Below are 18,354 nucleotides of genomic sequence, written 5' to 3'. Positions count from 1 at the left end.
TTGCTAGAGAATCCAGGTATTTCATAGTATTAATTATCTTTTAAATGTTTTAATCGCTAAATTTAACTCATTCAATTGTTCTAAAGAAACAGCACTTGGTGCATTCGTTAATAAACAGCTTGCACTTGCTGTTTTCGGGAATGCAATTGTATCACGTAAGTTAGTGCGGCCTGCAAGTAGCATTACGAAGCGGTCAAGACCAAATGCAAGACCCCCATGTGGTGGTACACCATATTCAAATGCTTCTAATAAGTAGCCAAATTGAGCTCTTGCTTCTTCTTCTGTGAAACCAAGTAAATTAAACATTTTTTCTTGTAATTCACGTTCATAAATACGTAATGAACCTCCACCAAGCTCATAACCGTTTAATACGATATCGTATGCTTGTGCACGAACAGCTGATGGATCAGTTTCCATTAACTGAATATCTTCGTCAAATGGACGCGTAAATGGATGGTGTGCTGCTTTGTAGCGACCGTCTTCTTCAGAGTACTCTAATAATGGCCAATCTGTAATCCATAGGAATGCAAATTGTGATTCATCTATTAAACCTAATTCTTGGCCTAATTTCGTACGAAGTGCACCTAGAGATGCTGCTACAACAGATGCTTTATCAGCTACAAATACTAAAATATCGCCAACTTCAGCTTTCATACGTTCGATTAATGAAGCTGCTAAAGCTTCGTCAAAGAATTTTGCAATTGGTCCGTTTAAACCTTCTTCTGTTACTTTTAACCAGGCAAGACCTTTTGCTCCATAAATACCAACGAATTTTGTTAGCTCGTCCATGTCTTTACGAGAGTATTTATCTGCTGCACCTTTAATATTGATACTCTTTACTTGCTTACCTTGTGCTACTGTATCAGCAAACACTTTGAAATTACAGCCATCAAAAATATCGTTTAATGCAACTAGCTCTAAGCCGAAACGTACGTCAGGTTTATCTGAGCCGTAACGATCCATTGCTTCTTGATATTTCATACGTTGGAATGGAGCAGGGATATCAATGCCTTTTACTTCTTTCATAACTGCTTGGATTAAGCGTTCGTTCATTTCAATAATTTCTTCTTGTGTTAAAAAGCTTGTTTCAATGTCAACTTGTGTAAACTCTGGTTGACGGTCAGCACGTAAGTCTTCATCTCGGAAGCAACGTGCGATTTGGAAGTATTTTTCGAAACCAGACACCATTAATAATTGCTTAAATAGCTGTGGTGATTGTGGTAATGCATAAAATTCACCTTCATGAACACGTGATGGCACTAGATAGTCACGAGCTCCTTCTGGAGATGATTTTGTTAAAATTGGCGTCTCTACTTCTAAAAAGCCTTCGTTTTGTAAGAAGTTTCGAATTGTACGAGTAACGTCTGAACGCATTTTGAATGTATCAAACATAACAGGACGACGTAGGTCAAGATAACGATATTTTAAACGTAAATCTTCAGATACGTCTGTGCGATCTTCAATTTGGAATGGTGTTGTTTTAGCTGTATTAATGACGATTAATTTTGTCGCTTCTACCTCAATTTTACCGTTCGGTACATTTGGGTTGATTTGATCTTCTGCACGAAGAATAACTGTTCCTTCTACTTCAATTACATATTCACTACGTACTTTATCAGCTAAAGCATGTGCTTCTGCTACATCAGGGCTAAACACTACCTGTGTGATTCCAGTACGGTCACGTAAATCAATGAAAATTAAACCACCTAGGTCGCGGCGACGTTGTACCCAACCTTTTAATACGACTTTTTCGCCTTTTAATGCTTCTGAAAGTTCACTACTAGCATGTGTTCTCGTTGCCATTTATTTAATTCCTCCAAAATAATTTATTTTACTTATGTAGCATACATTTCCTACTAAGTAGCGAATTGATGCCAAGGAAAATTAGATATCAGTTCAATTTCAAGATAATTATCTGTCCAAAATGAGGTAGATATTTGATCATTTGGACAGATAATCATCCTTTATGGATATAAAGGGTTTATTGTTTTAATAGATAGTTCACTAACTCTGAAAACGCTACTTTTTGTTGTTCACCTGATTCCATATGTTTAACAGTAGCTGCTTGCTCTTCAAGCTCTGTTTCGCCTAAAACAATCGTATATTTTGCACCTAGACGGTCTGCGGATTTCATTTGAGCTTTCATTTTGCGATCTAAATAATCCATCTCTGTAGAAATACCCTTTGCACGGAAGGTACTTGTTAATTCTACCGTTTTTAGCTTCGCTTCTTCGCCCATAGCAATCATATAGACATCGAGTCCTGATGCTGTGTCTAATTCAACACCCTCAGCTTCAAGCGCAAGCAACAAACGCTCAATACTTAATGCGAAACCGATACCTGGTACTTCCGGTCCTCCGATTTCTTGCACAAGGCCATTATAGCGACCCCCACCACAAAGTGTAGTAATTGATCCAAAGCCAGAAGCCGTTGACATAATTTCAAAAGTCGTATGATTGTAGTAATCAAGGCCCCTTACAAGATTTGGATCGACCTCATACGTAATTCCAAGTGTATCTAAATACGTTTTAACTTGAGCGAAATATGCTGCTGACTCCTCTGTTAGGAAATCAGTTAATGCCGGTGCAGATTTCATTAATGGGTGCTCGCGGTCTACCTTACAGTCCAAAATGCGCAGTGGATTTTTTTGCAAACGATTTTGGCAATCCGAACAAAACTCATGAATATGTGGTTCGAAGTGTTGTAGGAGTGCTGTACGGTGTGTATCACGTGTTTCTTTGTCGCCAAGTGAATTAATGACTAATTTTAAATCCTTTAAACCGGCTGATTCATAGACATCCATTGCTAGTGCAATAACTTCCGCATCAATAGCTGGATCAGCTGAACCAATTGCTTCTACTCCAAATTGAACAAATTGACGGTAGCGCCCTGCTTGTTGACGTTCATAACGGAACATTGGTCCTAAATATGAAAGCTTTACTGGTTGATCAGGTGCACCAAACATTTTATGCTCAACATAAGCGCGAACTACTCCAGCTGTATTCTCCGGACGTAATGTTAACGAACGGCCACCACGATCTTCAAATGTATACATTTCCTTTTGAACAACATCTGTTGTTTCACCGACACCACGTGCAAATAAATCTGTTTGCTCAAAAATTGGTGTGCGAATTTCATTGTAGCGATAGACACGACAGATATCACGGATAACCGCTTCTATCTTTTGCCATTTTTCTGATTGACCCGGCAAAATATCTTGTGTCCCTCGTGGCACTTTAAAACTCATATAAAAACCTCCTTTATAAATTGCTTATGAGCAAGCTCTTCTGGACTTCTCTCATTCTTTTGTCCATAAAAAAAGCCCTCGCCCCCTGCATAATGCAAGGGACGAGAGCTGTATAAGCTTCCGCGGTTCCACCCTAGTTGACGCATCAAATACATGCGTCCTCCTCCTGATCGGATAACGGCCGATTCCGTTTTTTCCTACTAAGCATTACTTTTCAGAAAAAAGCCTCTCAAGTGTTGTTCACGAAATACATTTTTGTAGGAAAGATTTCAGCCTAGGTCTTTCCCTCTCTTCTCCAATAGAGGTATACGCTACTTGCTTGGTCATAAGCGATTAATCATTTTTTGATTACCCTTTATGTTAGTCACAACAAAAGGCAATGTCAACTGTTTTTGTTTTTTTTACATTACATTCGTTAAAATAATAAATTCCATTACCTTTTTCCCACGAATTCTATTATAAAAGCATGGTAAAATAGCACAAGATAGGAGGAATCTGATGAGGACAAAACTTTTAAATATTAGTATCATCTTCGTACTAGTGCTAATAATTGCGATTCCAAGCATGAATAATCAAAGAGCACTAGCCGACACCAGTGATTTAAAAGTAGCTGGAACGATTCTTCATTTACGCGAGGGACCTGGACTGTCTTATCCAATCATTACGATATTAGATGAAGGTGATCCGTTAACTTCTATTAGTCGTGAGGGTGATTGGATTCAAGTAAAAGCAGGCGATTACGAAGGCTGGGTAGCATCCTGGCTAACAGCTTCAATAAATGATAAACAAACGATTGATAAAACGTTGATTTCACAGGTCGATCGTCTAAATATCCGTACTGAGCCTGACATATCTTCAGCCGTTCTTGGACAATTATCAATAGGCAGCCAAGCTAAACTTATTGAAAAAAATGGCGAATGGGCAAAAATAGATTGGAATGGACTAGTAGGTTGGGTATCTACTGACTATGTTACAATCAATGACCAAACTGAAAAAAAGGCTAAAGCAGAGACTAAGACTGAGGAACCTAAAGTTGAAGTTTCCACAAAAAAAGTCAACAAAGATACAACATTTACAGTTTTAGTAGATGCACTTAATGTGCGCCAAAAGCCAGACTTAAATACTCCAAAAATAGGAACTGTTTCAAGAGGACAAGCCTTTAAAGTGCTGTCTCAAGAGCATAACTGGGTACAAATTCAATATAACGATAAAAAAACAGGCTGGGTTTATAGCTTTTATGGCACTTTTTCAAATATAGAAAATACGACATCAAAATCTTCTTCTTCCTCAGAGCTTGAATCTGTGACAATCATATATAATGGGACAAACCTACGGACAGATGCAACAACAACTGCTGATGTTGTTGCACGTGTAGATGCTGGTGAAACCTACCCTATTGTAGGTGCTAAAAATGATTTTTATGAAATACAAGTAGATGACAAAACTGCATTTGTGGCGAACTGGGTCGTTACTACTACTTCGTCGAGCAAAGCCACTACTGCTATAAAAAAAGATAAATCTACACCACGCAAGAAAGGCACTTTAAATGGGCTAACTATCGTTGTAGATGCTGGACATGGGGGAAATGATCACGGCACTACCGGACAACGTGGAACAAATGAGAAGGAAATTACATTGAAAACAGCCTCTCTTCTAGCTTCAAAGTTGAGTGCTGCTGGAGCAAATGTTGTCATGACTAGAGAATCAGATGAATATGTTGCACTCCGTAAACGCGTATCAATTGCGCACCAGTATGAGGCAGATGCTTTTATCAGTATTCATTATGATGCAACAGACGATAGCTCCGTTAATGGCTTCACCTCATATTATATGAACAGTAATCAACAAGGTCTTGCAGAGGCAATAAATAATGGGCTTTCCAATAAAATCGATTTAAAGAATCGTGGTACCCAACAAGGGAATTATTTAGTTCTACGAGAAAATCGTCAACAAGCTGCCCTCATTGAGCTAGGCTACTTAAGTAATGGTAGTGAGGAACGTGGTATTACAACCGCTAAATTCCGCGAACAAGCTACTCTCGGTATCTACCAAGGTATTTTAGATTACTTTAACAAAAATCAATAAAAATCAATTATGCCTCGGCATAATTGATTTTGGGATAAATAAATAAGCTGCAAAGGAAAGTAGACTTATACTTCCCTTGCAGCTTATTTATTTTTTTACTAGTCCACTACGAGATTGTTTTATACGACTCTTTCTTGATAGAAGTTATTAGTTAATGGAACTGAATCAATCCTAAGTTATGGTGTTTGCCTTCAGTACTTACTGTCAAATACTATACACTTGCTAAAACGAAAAAAGGCCTCTAACTCACATTACATGAGTATAGGGGTCCTTTATGCGCTTATTTTTTCCTCGTTGCTAACGTCACCCATACAATGTCCTTCATACGAATGAAAAAGGGTGTACGGTTAACCTCTACTACGATATCATCAGGTAATACAGAGATTAATTTTCCTTGCTGGATATTTTCCCTAGTTTGCACTACAATTGCCTGATCAATCATCATGTTAAGAGTTTCGTATAAATATGGATTTGATATACTTCCTGCTTGCGTCATCTTTAATGCACTTCCTCCCTACAAAACTAACCATACTATTTAATGTATGAAGGAATCATAGGGAATGTACCATTTATTTGGACTCAAGAAGTATTGTAATCGGGCCATCATTTGTTAGTGCAACATCCATCATTGCACCAAATATTCCTGTCTCCACATGTAAACCGTGTTCACGTAAAGCATTATTAAAAGCCTCCCATAACGGTTCCGCAACTTCTGGTCTTGCTGCACTTGTAAAACTTGGGCGATTCCCCTTTTTTGCATCCCCATACAATGTAAATTGCGAGACGGATAGAATAGCCCCTCCTTGCTCTAAAATGGAATGATTCATTTTTCCATCAGCATCTTCCCAAAGACGGAGATTAGCTACTTTTTTTGCTAAATATTCAACATCCTCTTGCGTATCCTCGTGTGTAATGCCAACTAGAAGAACATAACCGCTATCAATAGCTCCCGTTACTTTTCCGTCAACCGTAACAGAGGCTGCTTTACTACGCTGCAAAACTACTTTCATTCTTTAAAACCTCAATTCTCCTATTGTATGCACCAGAAGAACCATTTTCGGTACATAACAAAGTTGCTACTGCCCAATCATCCATTAATCAATTAATTTATAACACGTTGTACTGAATATATATCAGGTGTTTGCTTAATACGTTCCACTACTTTATGCAAATGCGAAATATTTGAAATCGAAATCGTTAAATGAATCGTTGCCATTTTATCACGATCTGCACGACCACTCACTGCTAAAATATTCGTTTTCGTTTCGCTAACAATTTGCATGATTTCATTTAAAATTCCTGGTCTATCGAAGGCCGAAACTTCAATATCGACAGGGTATTCTTTTTTCTCTGGAGTAAGTCCATGTTCCCATTCAACTTCTATTAAGCGCTCCTGCTCATCATCAACTTGAATATTTGGACAGTCCGCACGGTGCACTGAAACACCTCTTCCTTTCGTAATGAAGCCTACAATTTCATCTCCAGGAACTGGCGTACAACAACGTGAAAGTCGAATAAGCATATTGTCGATATCTTTTACGATAACACCCGATTCCGTACGTTTTTGCGGAATAGGGTTTTTCATTTTTTGTTCAATTTTCTCTAGCGCTTCTTCCTGTTCACGCTCTTTGCGACGTTTTTCCGCTAGACGATTAACAACTTGCTGAGCTGTAATGCCATTCATGCCAACAGCTGCATATAAATCTTCTTCATTTGTATAGTTGAATTTTTCGCATACTCGCTTCAAATTGTCCGCTGACATTGTTTCTTTTACGTCAAAACCTTGTGCGCGGATTTCCTTTTCTATCATCTCTTTACCTTTGATGATATTTTCCTCACGAAGATGACGTTTGAAAAACTGCTTTATTTTATTTTTCGCCTGTGAGGATTGGGCAATTTTTAGCCAATCGCGACTCGGACCAAATGATTGCTTAGACGTTAAAATTTCAATAATATCTCCCGTTTTTAACGGTGTATCAAGTGGCACCATTTTACCATTGATTTTCGCGCCAATTGTACGATTCCCAACTTCTGAATGCACACGATATGCGAAGTCGATCGGTACAGAGCCTGCTGGTAATTCAATGACATCTCCTTCAGGTGTGAAGACATAGACCATGTCAGAGAATAAATCAAATTTTAAAGATTCCATAAATTCTTCAGCATTAGAAGATTCGTTTTGGAATTCTAAAATTTCTCGGAACCACGTTAATTTTTGGTCGACATTTTGTTTTTCATTATCAACTTTTTTACCTTCTTTATACGCCCAATGCGCTGCAATCCCGTACTCGGCAATTTTATGCATTTCCTTCGTACGAATTTGAACTTCTAATGGGTCACCATAAGGACCAATTACTGTTGTATGCAGGGATTGATATAGGTTTTGTTTTGGCATCGCAATATAATCTTTAAAACGTCCAGGCATTGGCTTCCATAATGTATGCACAATCCCAAGTACGGCATAGCAATCTTTAATACTATCGACAAGTACACGAATGGCTAATAAATCATAAATCTCGTTGAATTGTTTCTTTTGTAACACCATTTTACGATAAATACTGTAAATATGTTTTGGGCGACCATATATATCTGCTTCAATTTCAACATCTGTAAGCTGTGACTTCATCTCACCCATTACATTATCTAAATAGGCCTCACGCTCATCACGTTTTTTCTTCATAAGACTGACAATGCGATAATATTGCTGTGGATTTAAATAACGAAGTGCCGTATCCTCAAGCTCCCATTTAACAGTCGAAATCCCAAGACGATGCGCAAGTGGTGCAAAAATTTCAAGCGTTTCTTTAGAAATACGGCGTTGTTTTTCGGCTGGTAAATGCTTTAACGTGCGCATATTATGTAGGCGGTCTGCCAGTTTAATCAAAATGACACGAATATCCTGCGCCATAGCTACAAACATTTTTCGATGATTTTCTGCTTGTTGCGCTTCTTTAGATAAATATTTAATTTTCCCCAGCTTTGTTACACCATCTACAAGCATCGCAACCTCTTCGCCGAATTCACGAACCAAATCGTCGCGCGTAAAATCCGTATCCTCGACAACATCATGTAAAAAACCAGCTGCAACTGTTTCAGGATCCATTTGTAATTCAGCTAAAATTCCAGCTACTTGCACAGGGTGAATAATATACGGTTCACCTGAGCTTCGGAATTGCTCAATATGGGCATCCCTTGCTAATTCATATGCTTTTTTCACGAATGCGACATTTTCATCATTCATGTAGGATTTGACTAACTCAAAAACGTCCTCGGGAGTCAAAATTTGCTCTTTCGCCATAACATGTCCACCTTGCTCGTCAAATTTTTCAGATTAGATATAAACTTAATTGTATAAAATTTTATGGGCTATTGTAAAGTAACTGTGTCATTTTGTTTAGTTATTCTCGTGAACAATGTGAAAAATGGAAAAATATTCTCCTGAATGAATAAAAAGACCCTTTGCGAATGCAATATTTCGCAAAGAGTCTCTCTTCTCGTATCATAGTTGTTGGCTTATTTATTATACGCTACAGCAATTTTTGTACCAACTACTGCATTATTTTTTACTAATGCAATATTGGCAACAAGGCTTTTACCTTCTGTTAATTCTTTCACTTTTCCAAGTAAGAATGGTGTCACGTTTTTACCTTGAATACCGTTTTCTTCTGCTTCTACTAAAGCTGTTTCAATGATTCCTGTAATGAATGAATGCTCAAGCGCGTCAGACTCTGGAATTGGGTTAGCAATAACAGCTCCGCCTTTTAATCCTAATTGCCATTTTGCACGTAGCATTTCGGCCACTTCCTCTGGTGTATCAATCTTGAAGTTGACATCAAAACCACTTTGACGTGTATAGAATGCTGGTAGCTCATCTGTACCATATCCAACGACTGGTACACCTTTTGTTTCAAGATATTCTAAAGTTAAACCAATATCTAAAATAGACTTAGCGCCCGCACAAATTACGGCAACATTTGTTTGTGCTAGTTCTTCTAAATCTGCTGAAATATCCATTGTTGTTTCAGCACCACGGTGTACCCCGCCGATACCACCAGTTACAAAAATTTCAATACCAGCTAGCTCAGCACAAATCATTGTTGCAGCTACAGTTGTAGCTCCTAATTTTTTTGATGCTAAAAGATAGCCTAAGTCGCGACGAGATGCTTTTGCTACGCCTTGTGCATTACCGAACATTTCAAGTTCTTCATCTGATAAACCAATTTTAATTTTACCGTCGATTAAAGCAATTGTTGCTGGCACTCCACCATTATCACGAACAATTTGTTCCACTTCACGTGCTGTTTGTACATTTTGTGGATATGGCATTCCGTGAGAAATAATTGTTGATTCTAATGCTACGATTGGTAAGCCTTTTGCTTGTCCTGCTTTTACTTCTTCTGATAATACGATGAATTCTTTCATGTTGTTATTCCTCCATTTCACTTTTTAACAAATCAACTGATAACTCAGGTCTTACTGTATATGGGGATGAAAGCGTATTTTTGGCATTCGTTAAGCCTGCATCAATACATGTTGCAACGGATTGCCCAGTAAGCCAGCTGTGGATTACAGCACTGACAAAGGCGTCTCCTGCACCTGTTACATCTTCAATTTTTTCTATAGCTTTAGCTGCGAAATGACTTGGCTTCGTTGTAGTGGAAGCTGCATACACACCCTTGCTACCCGCTGTAATAATTATATGTTCAGCACCTAATTTAAGAATTTGCTGTAAAGCCTTTTCATAGTGTGCAGAGTTTTCGATTTTATGACCTACAATCGTCTCTGCTTCATCTGTGTTACAAATAAACCACGTTACACCTTGCAACGTATCTGGTAATCGATTCATTTTTGGTGAAGATACCGGTACGATGACAAATGGAATGTCACGGGCAATCGCAATCTGCTGTATGTAAGCCACTGTTTCCTTAGGACAGTTTAAGTCCATAATAAAGCAGCCCGCATTCATCAGCATTGCCTCATGTTTTTTTAGCAAACTCGGCAATAAAAGATCATATACTTCCATATTTGCTACTGCTAGTGCTAGCTCGCCCTGCTCATCCATAATCGCAGTATAGGAACCAGTCGAAGCGTCAGGTAACTGCTCCACATAACGTAAATTCATAAATGGCTCTGAAGCTTCTTGGATCACTTGCCAATCAGCATCTTTGCCGGCAGTAGTCAGCAATGTTACCTGATGATTTAATCTACCTAAATTTTCAGCAATGTTTCGGCCAACACCACCTACACTAAATGAAGAGCTCGCAGGATTGGATGTACCTAATTGGACATTCCCCTTCACATGAAATTTTCGGTCAAGATTGGCTCCACCGATACAAATAATTTCATTTTCCTCTGGCAAAATATAAGCACGACCTACAATTTTCCCCTGCTTCGTTAAGCTCGACACTAAATTGGCAAGTACTGGTCGAGATAGTTTCATCTTATCTGCCATCTCTTGCTGAGACATAAACGGATTCTGGCGAATTAATGCAAGGACCGCCTGTTCTCTTTCATTCATAGCATCACCTTTTGTTATATTTGTTTACATTATAAACTTTTGTTTGATTGATGTCAAAAAAAATTTTTAAAAAAGTTGAAGCCGATATGATGATATTGGCTTCAACTTCATGTTGTGATAACTATTGCTTCAATGAAATTAAGGTGTCGTATTAAATAAAGTATGGCTTTTTGGCATAAAGAGTGGGTTGATTTCCGTTGCGTAGCGGCGTAATTTCGGGTTTTTGTGGCGTTCCTTGCTTAGTTAGCAGCGCAATTTTATGTTTTGGCGGCGTTTCTCCTTTGGTTAGCGGCGAAACTCACACTTCTAGCGGCGAATTCCAATATAAGCTGGAAAAATGTTTTCTGTGCGAAAGCGCAGCGACAGCAACAAATGTTTTCTGTGCGAAAGCGCAGCGACAGCAACAACAAAATCGGAGGAACTGCTCGATGCTCCAAAATGCCGATCACTGATAAAATGTCGAGAACTGACGATAGCATCAAGAATCGCGCCCTAAGCAAAGCGAATAGTTAGTTATCAAGTATTGGCTTGATGAGGTGTTTGTTTTTTCACGATGATGACAAATAAACTTGCCAATGTACAGAACATTCCTGCAAGGAAAAAGGCCCAAGTATATGAATTGAAAAACTTATAGATAAGGCCTCCACCATAAGCAGCAACTGCAGCTCCTGCCTGATGAGATGCGAAAATCCACCCATAAATAATGTTACTTTTATTTGCACCAAAAATTTGTCTTGAAATACTAATCGTTGGAGGTACTGTAGCAATCCAATCTAATCCATAAAATATCGTGAAGATTGTCAGTAATGTGAGTGAGCCTTGCATTAATGCATACGGGAGTAAAAGCAAAGACGCTCCTCTTAAAATGTAATACCAAAACAATAACCATCGATTATCAAATCGATCAGACAACCATCCTGATAAAGTGGTGCCAACGAGATTAAACACTCCCATAAAAGAAAGAAAGGATGCAGCGGTTACTAAAGGCACACCAAAGCTAATACAGTAAGAAACGAAATGAGTACCAACTAACCCACTCGTTGAAAGTCCACAAATAAAAAAACTTCCCGCTAGTAACCAAAATTCTTTCTTCTTTATAGCTTCAAATAAACCATTAAAAGCAATACTAATCGGATTTTTCTTATGATTCTCTTGTTGCATTTCTAGATTTTCTTCCATCCCATATGGAAGAATTCCAATATCCTGTGGTTTATTTTTAATAAATATAGAAATAGTGATGAACATAACAATACTTAGAATAAGAATTAATCCAATCGCCCATCGCCAAGAATAATGCTCAATAATTATTGCCAATAAAGGTAAGAGAATTAACTGCCCCGTTGCTGTACTCGCCGTTAAAATTCCTACTGCCAGCCCTCTGCTTTTCACAAACCAATGATTGGCCACATAAGGACTTAACACAGTTAAAAAGAGACTCGCTCCTAAGCCAATAATACAGCCCCATATAATAATTAATTGCCAAGACTGTGTCATGAAAAGCGTAAGCATCATGCCTATGAATAATGTAGCCATCGCACCTAGCATCATTTTCTTTAATCCAACTATTTCTAGTAATGCCGCCATAAACGGGCCTGAAAAACCATATAAAAATAGACTCACTGCAAAAGCTAAGGCAATTAAAGATCGATCCCAATCAAATTCTTTTTCAAAGGAATCTATAAAAACTCCTGATGATGACATTGTAATCCCTGCAACAATAATTGAGAAAAATGTTATGACCAAAATAAACCAACTGTAATGAATACGCTTCATCTTTACACCTTCATTTCTTGAAAGATTTTTTAGAAGTACTTTTTAATAAGAAAGATTACAGCCCATATATATGTATATGCATATATCATTGGAGTAAATACCTTTAAAATATATGTATATACATATATAATCTTAGTAATCTCTTTTATTACTGTCAAGGAACATTTTCCAGCTTAACAAAATACATCATTAGGGCTACTATAATATTGAACCCACTCGAAAAGGAGTAAGGAGTAATGAAAAATATAGATTACACACAAATATGTGTATGTGCAAACCTTAGAAAAAGAACAAGAGTCGTGACACAATTATACGATAAATTACTTCAGCCCACTGGCTTAAAAATCACACAATATTCAATGCTAGCAAATATTGTCCATCAACAATCTGTTTCCATAAGTCGACTAGGTGAAATCTTGCTACTTGATCAAACTACCATTACACGTAATATTAATTTGTTAAAGCAAAATGGCTATGTAGATTTAGCGAGAGATCCGCAAGATGCTCGAGCAAAGGTCATTACACTAACTGATAAAGGGGTCGAAAAATTAAACGAGGCTGTTCCAATTTGGGAAGATATTCAAGAAAGAATTATCAATGATATTGGCATAGAGAAATACGAGGATTTTTATGAAACATTGAAAACTATGCAAAAAATAATTCAATCTTATGATGAAGAATAAATAAACAGACATAAAACAAAGAATCCATTTTGAAAAATGATTGTTCAAAATGGATTCTTAAAGTTGTTGTAGAGCTAATATGCCAATTAAGTATAGTTCTTCGGCAAAACGTGGGGTTGATTTCCGTTCCGACTGGGCGCTTTGTTGCTGTCGCTTCGCTTTCGCACAGAGCAGAGCTTCCTGGGGGCGTCCGATGAGCCGCTTCGCTTCGCTCCAGGGTCTCGGGCCAACACGATGTTGGTCACGAAGGCGTTATCACAGGATGTGATGGTATTAGCCTTCGTTCCTCTATCGCTAATCCCCAAGGAGTCGCCCAGCCTCCACTCCAATCAACCACTTCACTTAGCATGTATTTTCTGGCATGTTACTCTAATTTATAGTGGAAATATGTAAAAACATAGTAGCAATATGAGCAGATATATAATCGCGTTGCTGTTATAAATCTATTCTGTTTTATTATATGATAAAAAGAACAGCTAGCATAGTTCCCCTTTTGATAAAATAATTGCTTTCCCTCCTACCATCACTCTTGGATTATCTTTATTTATTAATTTTGTAATGATGTTAGAAGGTCTGCCCATACTATGCCCTTGAAGGAACGAGTAATCTTGATTAAATTTATTTAGTATGTGGTTATGAAAAAGATAATAAGTTAATGCTCCATTCGAAGTACCTGTTGCGGCTTCCTCATCAATACCGTAGAGTGGGCAAAAGTTCCTACTCTCTGCTATCCCTTCTTCTGTGTCGAGCGTAAATGCATGAACGCCCCCCACTTTATTGATTTTTGTATATTCAGCAAGTGCCTTAAAATCAGGATTTAAAGCATACAAATCATCCTTTGTTTTTATTGGAAGCATTATATCCCAAAGACCCGTACTTGCAGCTTGAGGTATTAGATTGAAATTTATATCTCCTATTTGGCTTTTATCAATCTTAAAAAGGTCAGACAAACTATCATAATCATCGAATATTTTCCCTAACTTAGGCTCAGCTTGCTCCATCATGATAAATGATTGATTCATTTCAACAGCAAGTGTGCCAGCGAGTGTTTTCATAAAATATGTATTATTATCTTCAATAGCACAACTGTCTAATAATGCCTTGAAGGATGCAATTGTAGCATGTCCACAAAGTTCAACCTGTGCAGTCGGTGTAAAAAACTTTATATCAAAATTTTTATTGTCTATTTTTTTAATAAATGCTGTTTCTGAAAATCGAACTTCTGCAGCATATTTCTGCATAAACTCTTCGTCTAAATTTTCATGAATCACTACACCTGCTGGATTACCGCCAAATTTTGTTTCTGTAAAAGCATCAATTACATAATATGACAAAGCTAACTCCCCCTTAAATTAATTTAAAATATCTTTATTCGATATTTCCTCATATCTTTATAAATCATAAATAAAAAAACGCCACAAAAATGTGACGCTTTTCATTCTGTTGAAGAACTATTATGCCAATGAACTCCAAACAACCAATTCATTTAGCAAGAATCCATCATTTATTAATATTGAATAAGTGTTTTTATGTTAATGTCGCCAAGTTTTGCACGTCCGTTTAGCTCTGTTAACTCGATAAGGAATGCACAGCCAACAACTTGACCACCTAATTGTTCAACTAAACGCACTGTCGCTTCAACTGTACCACCTGTCGCAAGTAAATCATCACAGATTAATACTTTTTGACCTGGTTTAATTGCATCTTTGTGCATTGTTAGCGTATCTTTACCGTACTCTAGCCCGTAGTCAGCACTTATCACTTCACGTGGTAATTTTCCTGGCTTACGAACAGGCGCAAAACCAATTTCAAGGGCATATGCAACTGGACATCCGATAATGAAGCCTCGAGCCTCAGGACCTACTATAATTTCAGCACCTAATTCTTTTGCGTAACTTACGATTTGATCTGTTGCATATTTGTATGCAGGACCGTTATCCATTATTGTTGTAATATCTTTGAAGCTAATGCCCTCTTTCGGCCAGTTTTCAACCGTTGTTACGTATTGCTTTAAATCCATGTTATTGTTCCTCCTACGAAACTTATTCGTATATTAATGTAATCGTTCATCAAACCATTGTTTTAATTCTATATAAGGGGCATATACTAGCTTCTGCTCCATTTCGATCTGTTCTGAACGCTGTTTGTAAGACGGTGCCTCTGTAAGTGCCTGTTTTGGTGCATTCACGTTGACAGTCGTCAGTCCACTCTCCATTTTAACAAAATCAAGTTCAAAAAACACCTGTGTCATAAATTTTAATGCATCTAACGGCCAACCTGTATGTTTAGCTAATTCAGCCAAATGCATATTCAGTGGAAAGGCAGGACGATTTTTCAAAAACTTATAGTACCAGGAGAATTGCTCACGTGTAGGCAATCCATTGAAGTACTGAGAATCAGGCATGTAAAAATGTGCATATATACGGGAAGGAGCTGTTTTTCGTAAGACATTTTCTAACATTTGAACATTTTGTGGCAAATCCAGTAGGACGATATAATTGCTTTGTTCTACATTTGAAAGCGTAGGATCCACCGCTAGGATTGGTACACCAATTAGCGACTGGTAATAGGTAATCGTCTCTGAACGGAAGGCGATAAATGTTGCCTCCTCTTTTGGAACCGTATTTAACCAGCGGGATGTTTGGCGAATACCACGAATATCAAATAATTGCCATTCAGTCGTTTGGACATCCTCTATCATAAATTGAGCTTTTTTACGGCCCTGCCACTCGTTAATTTGTAAATCCCCAGTAAATGATACTTTTATTCCATAGGTTAACTCGTCGTGTAAATGTCCTTTATTGAAACCGACACTATCCAATTTTTCGTAGCCATCCGTCAATTCCATTTTTATATGATTTTCTGCTGCTCCAATTTTCCGCATGGAGGATATTTCTACATCTTCTAGCACATAAACAGGCTTTGGAAAATCCGTACCATATGGACCAAGCGTTGAAATCTCTTCAATAGCATCTGCTGAAATTTCATCCATTTTTAAAGGAATATCAATATTGAGTACAGGTGTCAATTGCTCTTCTGATAAACACGCTCTTGCTTGAGCATCTAAGCGTGATCTTAATTCATCCACATGTTCAATAGATAATGTCATCCCAGCTGCCATAGGGTGCCCACCAAAATGAGGTAATATATCTCGATTCTTCGCTAGTTCATTAAATAAATGGAAGCCTTCAATACTACGAGCTGAGCCTTTAGCTATGCCTTTTTCATAGTCAAGTGACAGTACAATTGTAGGACGATAATAGAGCTCTACAAGACGAGATGCGACGATCCCTACTACTCCAGCATTCCAGCCTTCTCCAGCAATAACTAAAACGAGTGACTCCCCGACCTTTTTATCTGATTCGATGAGAGCAATCGCCTCATCTGTAATACTCTTTACAATATCTTTGCGCTCGCTATTACACGTATTAAGCTGTTTCGCTATTGCTATTGCCTTAGTATTATCTTCAGCCATTAATAGCTCTACACCTGGCGCCGCTTCTCCTAGTCGACCAACTGCATTTAAGCGCGGACCAAAGTAAAAACCGATTGTTTCTTCGCTAATTTTTGCTTGCTCTGCACTGGCTACTTCACACATTGCCTGTATCCAAGGGCTGAGTGATCGGCGCATTTCTTCTATTCCTCGTTTTACAAGATAGCGATTTTCATCAACTAATGGTACTAAATCCGCTACTGTTCCAACAGCAACATATTCAAATAGATGCGTTGGCAGTTCTCCATATAGAGCATGCGCTAACTTAAATGCTACCCCCACACCTGCAAGCTCGCCAAATGGATAATGTCCTTCTGGTATACGAGGATGTAAAATAATATCGGCAGGTGGTAATTCATCGCCTGGTTCATGGTGATCTGTAACGATAACATCCATGCCTAGTTCCTTGGCGATACGAATCGGTTCCATGCCTGAAATACCATTATCTACTGTAATAATTAGCTGTACGCCCTCGTCATGTGCTTCACGAAATAGCGCTTCATTCGGTCCATAGCCATGAATAAAACGATTCGGTATTTTAAACGATACATCGGCACCTAGATCAAGTAACACATTAAGCATTACTGTCGTGCTTGAGACACCATATAGTGATAGGTAAGCCTTTGAAGTTATCTCTAGCTTTTCCCCCACTTCACACCGTGCGTGAGACTTTCACCTCACACGGCGTTCCATCGAATAGATTCAAAATTTTGGTAATCTACATAACTTAACAGAATTCACTTTTCTTATATGTCTAATCGTCCAAATTAGATTTTAATTGTTCTACTTCTAATTTCTCTCTTAGCGTATTTAACTTGTTTAAACTTTTCATGTTCGTAATTAGATGTTTATACTTTGAGATTGTTTCTTCATCTTTAGCATGTATTAAGAAATGAATGTCTTTATCTACGAGGCAGAGGTTTTTGTATTCGTCAGTACCACCTTGCAATCGTGGTACTTTGTGATGACAGTGAAGCGTCATCGGGTTTAGTTCTTGCCCTGTTACATGGCATTTACCTCAATGTTCGATTGTTCGACCATCTACGCCAGCCGTTTTACTGCCTGTATTTTTCTTGATATTACGATACGCTAACTTAATGTTTTCAGACGAACTGATAATCCCCATTAAGTTTTTAAAATTACTACCGTTTTTACTTTGGTTATATAGCATGTCAAAAGTTGACTGCATACTATAATATTCAGCATTTCTTAATTTGGACTTTTTAACATGTTGTGCGATTCGTGAATTTGCCACAGACATCAGCCCCTTTCTCAAGTGGTGATTCTATTAGTCATACTCGAATCTGTGTCTGTTATGCATTTATAAGTTTTTGAAACTCCCGACTAGAGCCTATCCCTCCACCATTTATTATCATGGTTTCAAAGGTACTATGACTCCACTCTTACGAAGATAAATCAGTTTTAGTAGGTCAATGCCCCTTTATTTACTGAACTGCTTCATAGGTCGGTTAATACCTCCACATCCTTCGCTTTCCACGTTCCGATTTCTCTATCCTTGCATATATCCTTAGGTTTCTCCTATAGTCCTGTATGC

Annotated in this window: 13 protein-coding genes, 2 pseudogenes and 1 other annotated feature; of the genes and pseudogenes, 2 read left to right on the top strand and 13 right to left on the bottom strand. The window is 38.0% G+C overall.

What is annotated here, in order from left to right; genetic code table 11:
• Window positions 1-33 precede the first annotated feature (33 nt).
• Window positions 34-1,803: an aspartate--tRNA ligase gene (gene aspS / locus ACIQLB_RS06480; RefSeq protein WP_400722587.1), complete on the bottom strand. Its 1,770-nt coding sequence runs from the start codon at window positions 1,801-1,803 to the stop codon at window positions 34-36.
• 178 nt (window positions 1,804-1,981) lie between these two features.
• Window positions 1,982-3,247, bottom strand: a complete 1,266-nt coding sequence (gene hisS / locus ACIQLB_RS06475; protein WP_400722584.1) for a histidine--tRNA ligase — start codon at window positions 3,245-3,247, stop codon at window positions 1,982-1,984.
• A gap of 94 nt (window positions 3,248-3,341) precedes the next feature.
• Window positions 3,342-3,583: a binding site (T-box leader), on the bottom strand.
• Window positions 3,584-3,745: 162 nt separating this feature from the next.
• Between hisS and ACIQLB_RS06470 the strand changes: the two genes are divergently transcribed.
• Window positions 3,746-5,332, top strand: coding sequence for an N-acetylmuramoyl-L-alanine amidase family protein (locus ACIQLB_RS06470; RefSeq protein WP_400722581.1), 1,587 nt, complete (start codon window positions 3,746-3,748; stop codon window positions 5,330-5,332).
• Between the two features lie 280 nt (window positions 5,333-5,612).
• Here ACIQLB_RS06470 and ACIQLB_RS06465 read toward each other — a convergent pair whose 3' ends face one another.
• The 6 genes from ACIQLB_RS06465 to ACIQLB_RS06440 form a co-directional block, all read right to left on the bottom strand.
• The gene (locus ACIQLB_RS06465) at window positions 5,613-5,828 is read right to left on the bottom strand and encodes a DUF2642 domain-containing protein (RefSeq protein ID WP_400722578.1); all 216 of its coding nucleotides are present in this window, start codon (window positions 5,826-5,828) and stop codon (window positions 5,613-5,615) included.
• Window positions 5,829-5,901: 73 nt separating this feature from the next.
• Window positions 5,902-6,342, bottom strand: coding sequence for a D-aminoacyl-tRNA deacylase (dtd, locus tag ACIQLB_RS06460; protein WP_400722575.1), 441 nt, complete (start codon window positions 6,340-6,342; stop codon window positions 5,902-5,904).
• Window positions 6,343-6,434: 92 nt separating this feature from the next.
• A complete protein-coding gene (locus tag ACIQLB_RS06455; RefSeq protein ID WP_370075397.1) occupies window positions 6,435-8,630 on the bottom strand; it encodes a RelA/SpoT family protein in 2,196 nt (731 codons plus the stop codon).
• 215 nt (window positions 8,631-8,845) lie between these two features.
• Window positions 8,846-9,754 carry a pseudouridine-5'-phosphate glycosidase gene (locus ACIQLB_RS06450; RefSeq protein ID WP_400722572.1) on the bottom strand — a complete coding sequence of 303 codons (909 nt, stop codon included), beginning with the start codon at window positions 9,752-9,754 and terminating at the stop codon, window positions 8,846-8,848.
• A 4-nt stretch (window positions 9,755-9,758) separates the two neighbouring features.
• Entirely contained in the window at window positions 9,759-10,850 is a 1,092-nt protein-coding gene (locus ACIQLB_RS06445) for a carbohydrate kinase (protein ID WP_400722569.1), read from the bottom strand.
• Between the two features lie 516 nt (window positions 10,851-11,366).
• Complete coding sequence (locus ACIQLB_RS06440) at window positions 11,367-12,623, bottom strand: MFS transporter (protein WP_400722566.1); 1,257 nt, start codon at window positions 12,621-12,623, stop codon at window positions 11,367-11,369.
• Between the two features lie 236 nt (window positions 12,624-12,859).
• Here ACIQLB_RS06440 and ACIQLB_RS06435 point away from each other — a divergent pair, with 236 nt between their 5' ends.
• Complete coding sequence (locus tag ACIQLB_RS06435; RefSeq protein ID WP_400722563.1) at window positions 12,860-13,306, top strand: MarR family winged helix-turn-helix transcriptional regulator; 447 nt, start codon at window positions 12,860-12,862, stop codon at window positions 13,304-13,306.
• Between the two features lie 476 nt (window positions 13,307-13,782).
• Here ACIQLB_RS06435 and ACIQLB_RS06430 read toward each other — a convergent pair whose 3' ends face one another.
• From ACIQLB_RS06430 to ACIQLB_RS06410, 5 genes and pseudogenes are all read right to left on the bottom strand, one after another.
• Window positions 13,783-14,640, bottom strand: a complete 858-nt coding sequence (locus ACIQLB_RS06430) for a PhzF family phenazine biosynthesis protein (RefSeq protein ID WP_400722560.1) — start codon at window positions 14,638-14,640, stop codon at window positions 13,783-13,785.
• A 173-nt stretch (window positions 14,641-14,813) separates the two neighbouring features.
• Entirely contained in the window at window positions 14,814-15,326 is a 513-nt protein-coding gene (locus tag ACIQLB_RS06425) for an adenine phosphoribosyltransferase (RefSeq protein WP_400722557.1), read from the bottom strand.
• A gap of 33 nt (window positions 15,327-15,359) precedes the next feature.
• A pseudogene (gene recJ / locus ACIQLB_RS06420) lies at window positions 15,360-17,402 on the bottom strand (single-stranded-DNA-specific exonuclease RecJ); the annotation flags it as partial.
• Between the two features lie 151 nt (window positions 17,403-17,553).
• Window positions 17,554-17,781, bottom strand: a complete 228-nt coding sequence (locus tag ACIQLB_RS06415) for a hypothetical protein (protein WP_400722554.1) — start codon at window positions 17,779-17,781, stop codon at window positions 17,554-17,556.
• A 42-nt stretch (window positions 17,782-17,823) separates the two neighbouring features.
• Window positions 17,824-18,060, bottom strand: a pseudogene (locus tag ACIQLB_RS06410) (group II intron reverse transcriptase/maturase); the annotation flags it as partial.
• Window positions 18,061-18,354 lie beyond the last annotated feature (294 nt).

It is taken from the genome of Lysinibacillus sp. NPDC092081 (assembly GCF_044755845.1).
In the GTDB taxonomy this organism is placed as follows: Bacteria; Bacillota; Bacilli; order Bacillales_A; family Planococcaceae; genus Lysinibacillus.
This window is presented reverse-complemented; position numbering and strand designations above follow the sequence as displayed.

Excerpts from the sequence above, each read along its gene's own strand:
- aspS (WP_400722587.1), bottom strand. The coding sequence starts at position 1,803 with ATGGCAACGAGAACACATGCTAGTAGTGAACTTTCAGAAGCATTAAAA.
- ACIQLB_RS06450 (WP_400722572.1), bottom strand. The coding sequence starts at position 9,754 with ATGAAAGAATTCATCGTATTATCAGAAGAAGTAAAAGCAGGACAAGCA.
- ACIQLB_RS06435 (WP_400722563.1), top strand. The coding sequence starts at position 12,860 with ATGAAAAATATAGATTACACACAAATATGTGTATGTGCAAACCTTAGA.
- ACIQLB_RS06445 (WP_400722569.1), bottom strand. The coding sequence starts at position 10,850 with ATGAATGAAAGAGAACAGGCGGTCCTTGCATTAATTCGCCAGAATCCG.
- dtd (WP_400722575.1), bottom strand. The coding sequence starts at position 6,342 with ATGAAAGTAGTTTTGCAGCGTAGTAAAGCAGCCTCTGTTACGGTTGAC.
- ACIQLB_RS06470 (WP_400722581.1), top strand. The coding sequence starts at position 3,746 with ATGAGGACAAAACTTTTAAATATTAGTATCATCTTCGTACTAGTGCTA.
- ACIQLB_RS06425 (WP_400722557.1), bottom strand. The coding sequence starts at position 15,326 with ATGGATTTAAAGCAATACGTAACAACGGTTGAAAACTGGCCGAAAGAG.
- ACIQLB_RS06440 (WP_400722566.1), bottom strand. The coding sequence starts at position 12,623 with ATGAAGCGTATTCATTACAGTTGGTTTATTTTGGTCATAACATTTTTC.
- ACIQLB_RS06465 (WP_400722578.1), bottom strand. The coding sequence starts at position 5,828 with ATGACGCAAGCAGGAAGTATATCAAATCCATATTTATACGAAACTCTT.
- hisS (WP_400722584.1), bottom strand. The coding sequence starts at position 3,247 with ATGAGTTTTAAAGTGCCACGAGGGACACAAGATATTTTGCCGGGTCAA.
- ACIQLB_RS06455 (WP_370075397.1), bottom strand. The coding sequence starts at position 8,630 with ATGGCGAAAGAGCAAATTTTGACTCCCGAGGACGTTTTTGAGTTAGTC.
- ACIQLB_RS06415 (WP_400722554.1), bottom strand. The coding sequence starts at position 17,781 with ATGACGCTTCACTGTCATCACAAAGTACCACGATTGCAAGGTGGTACT.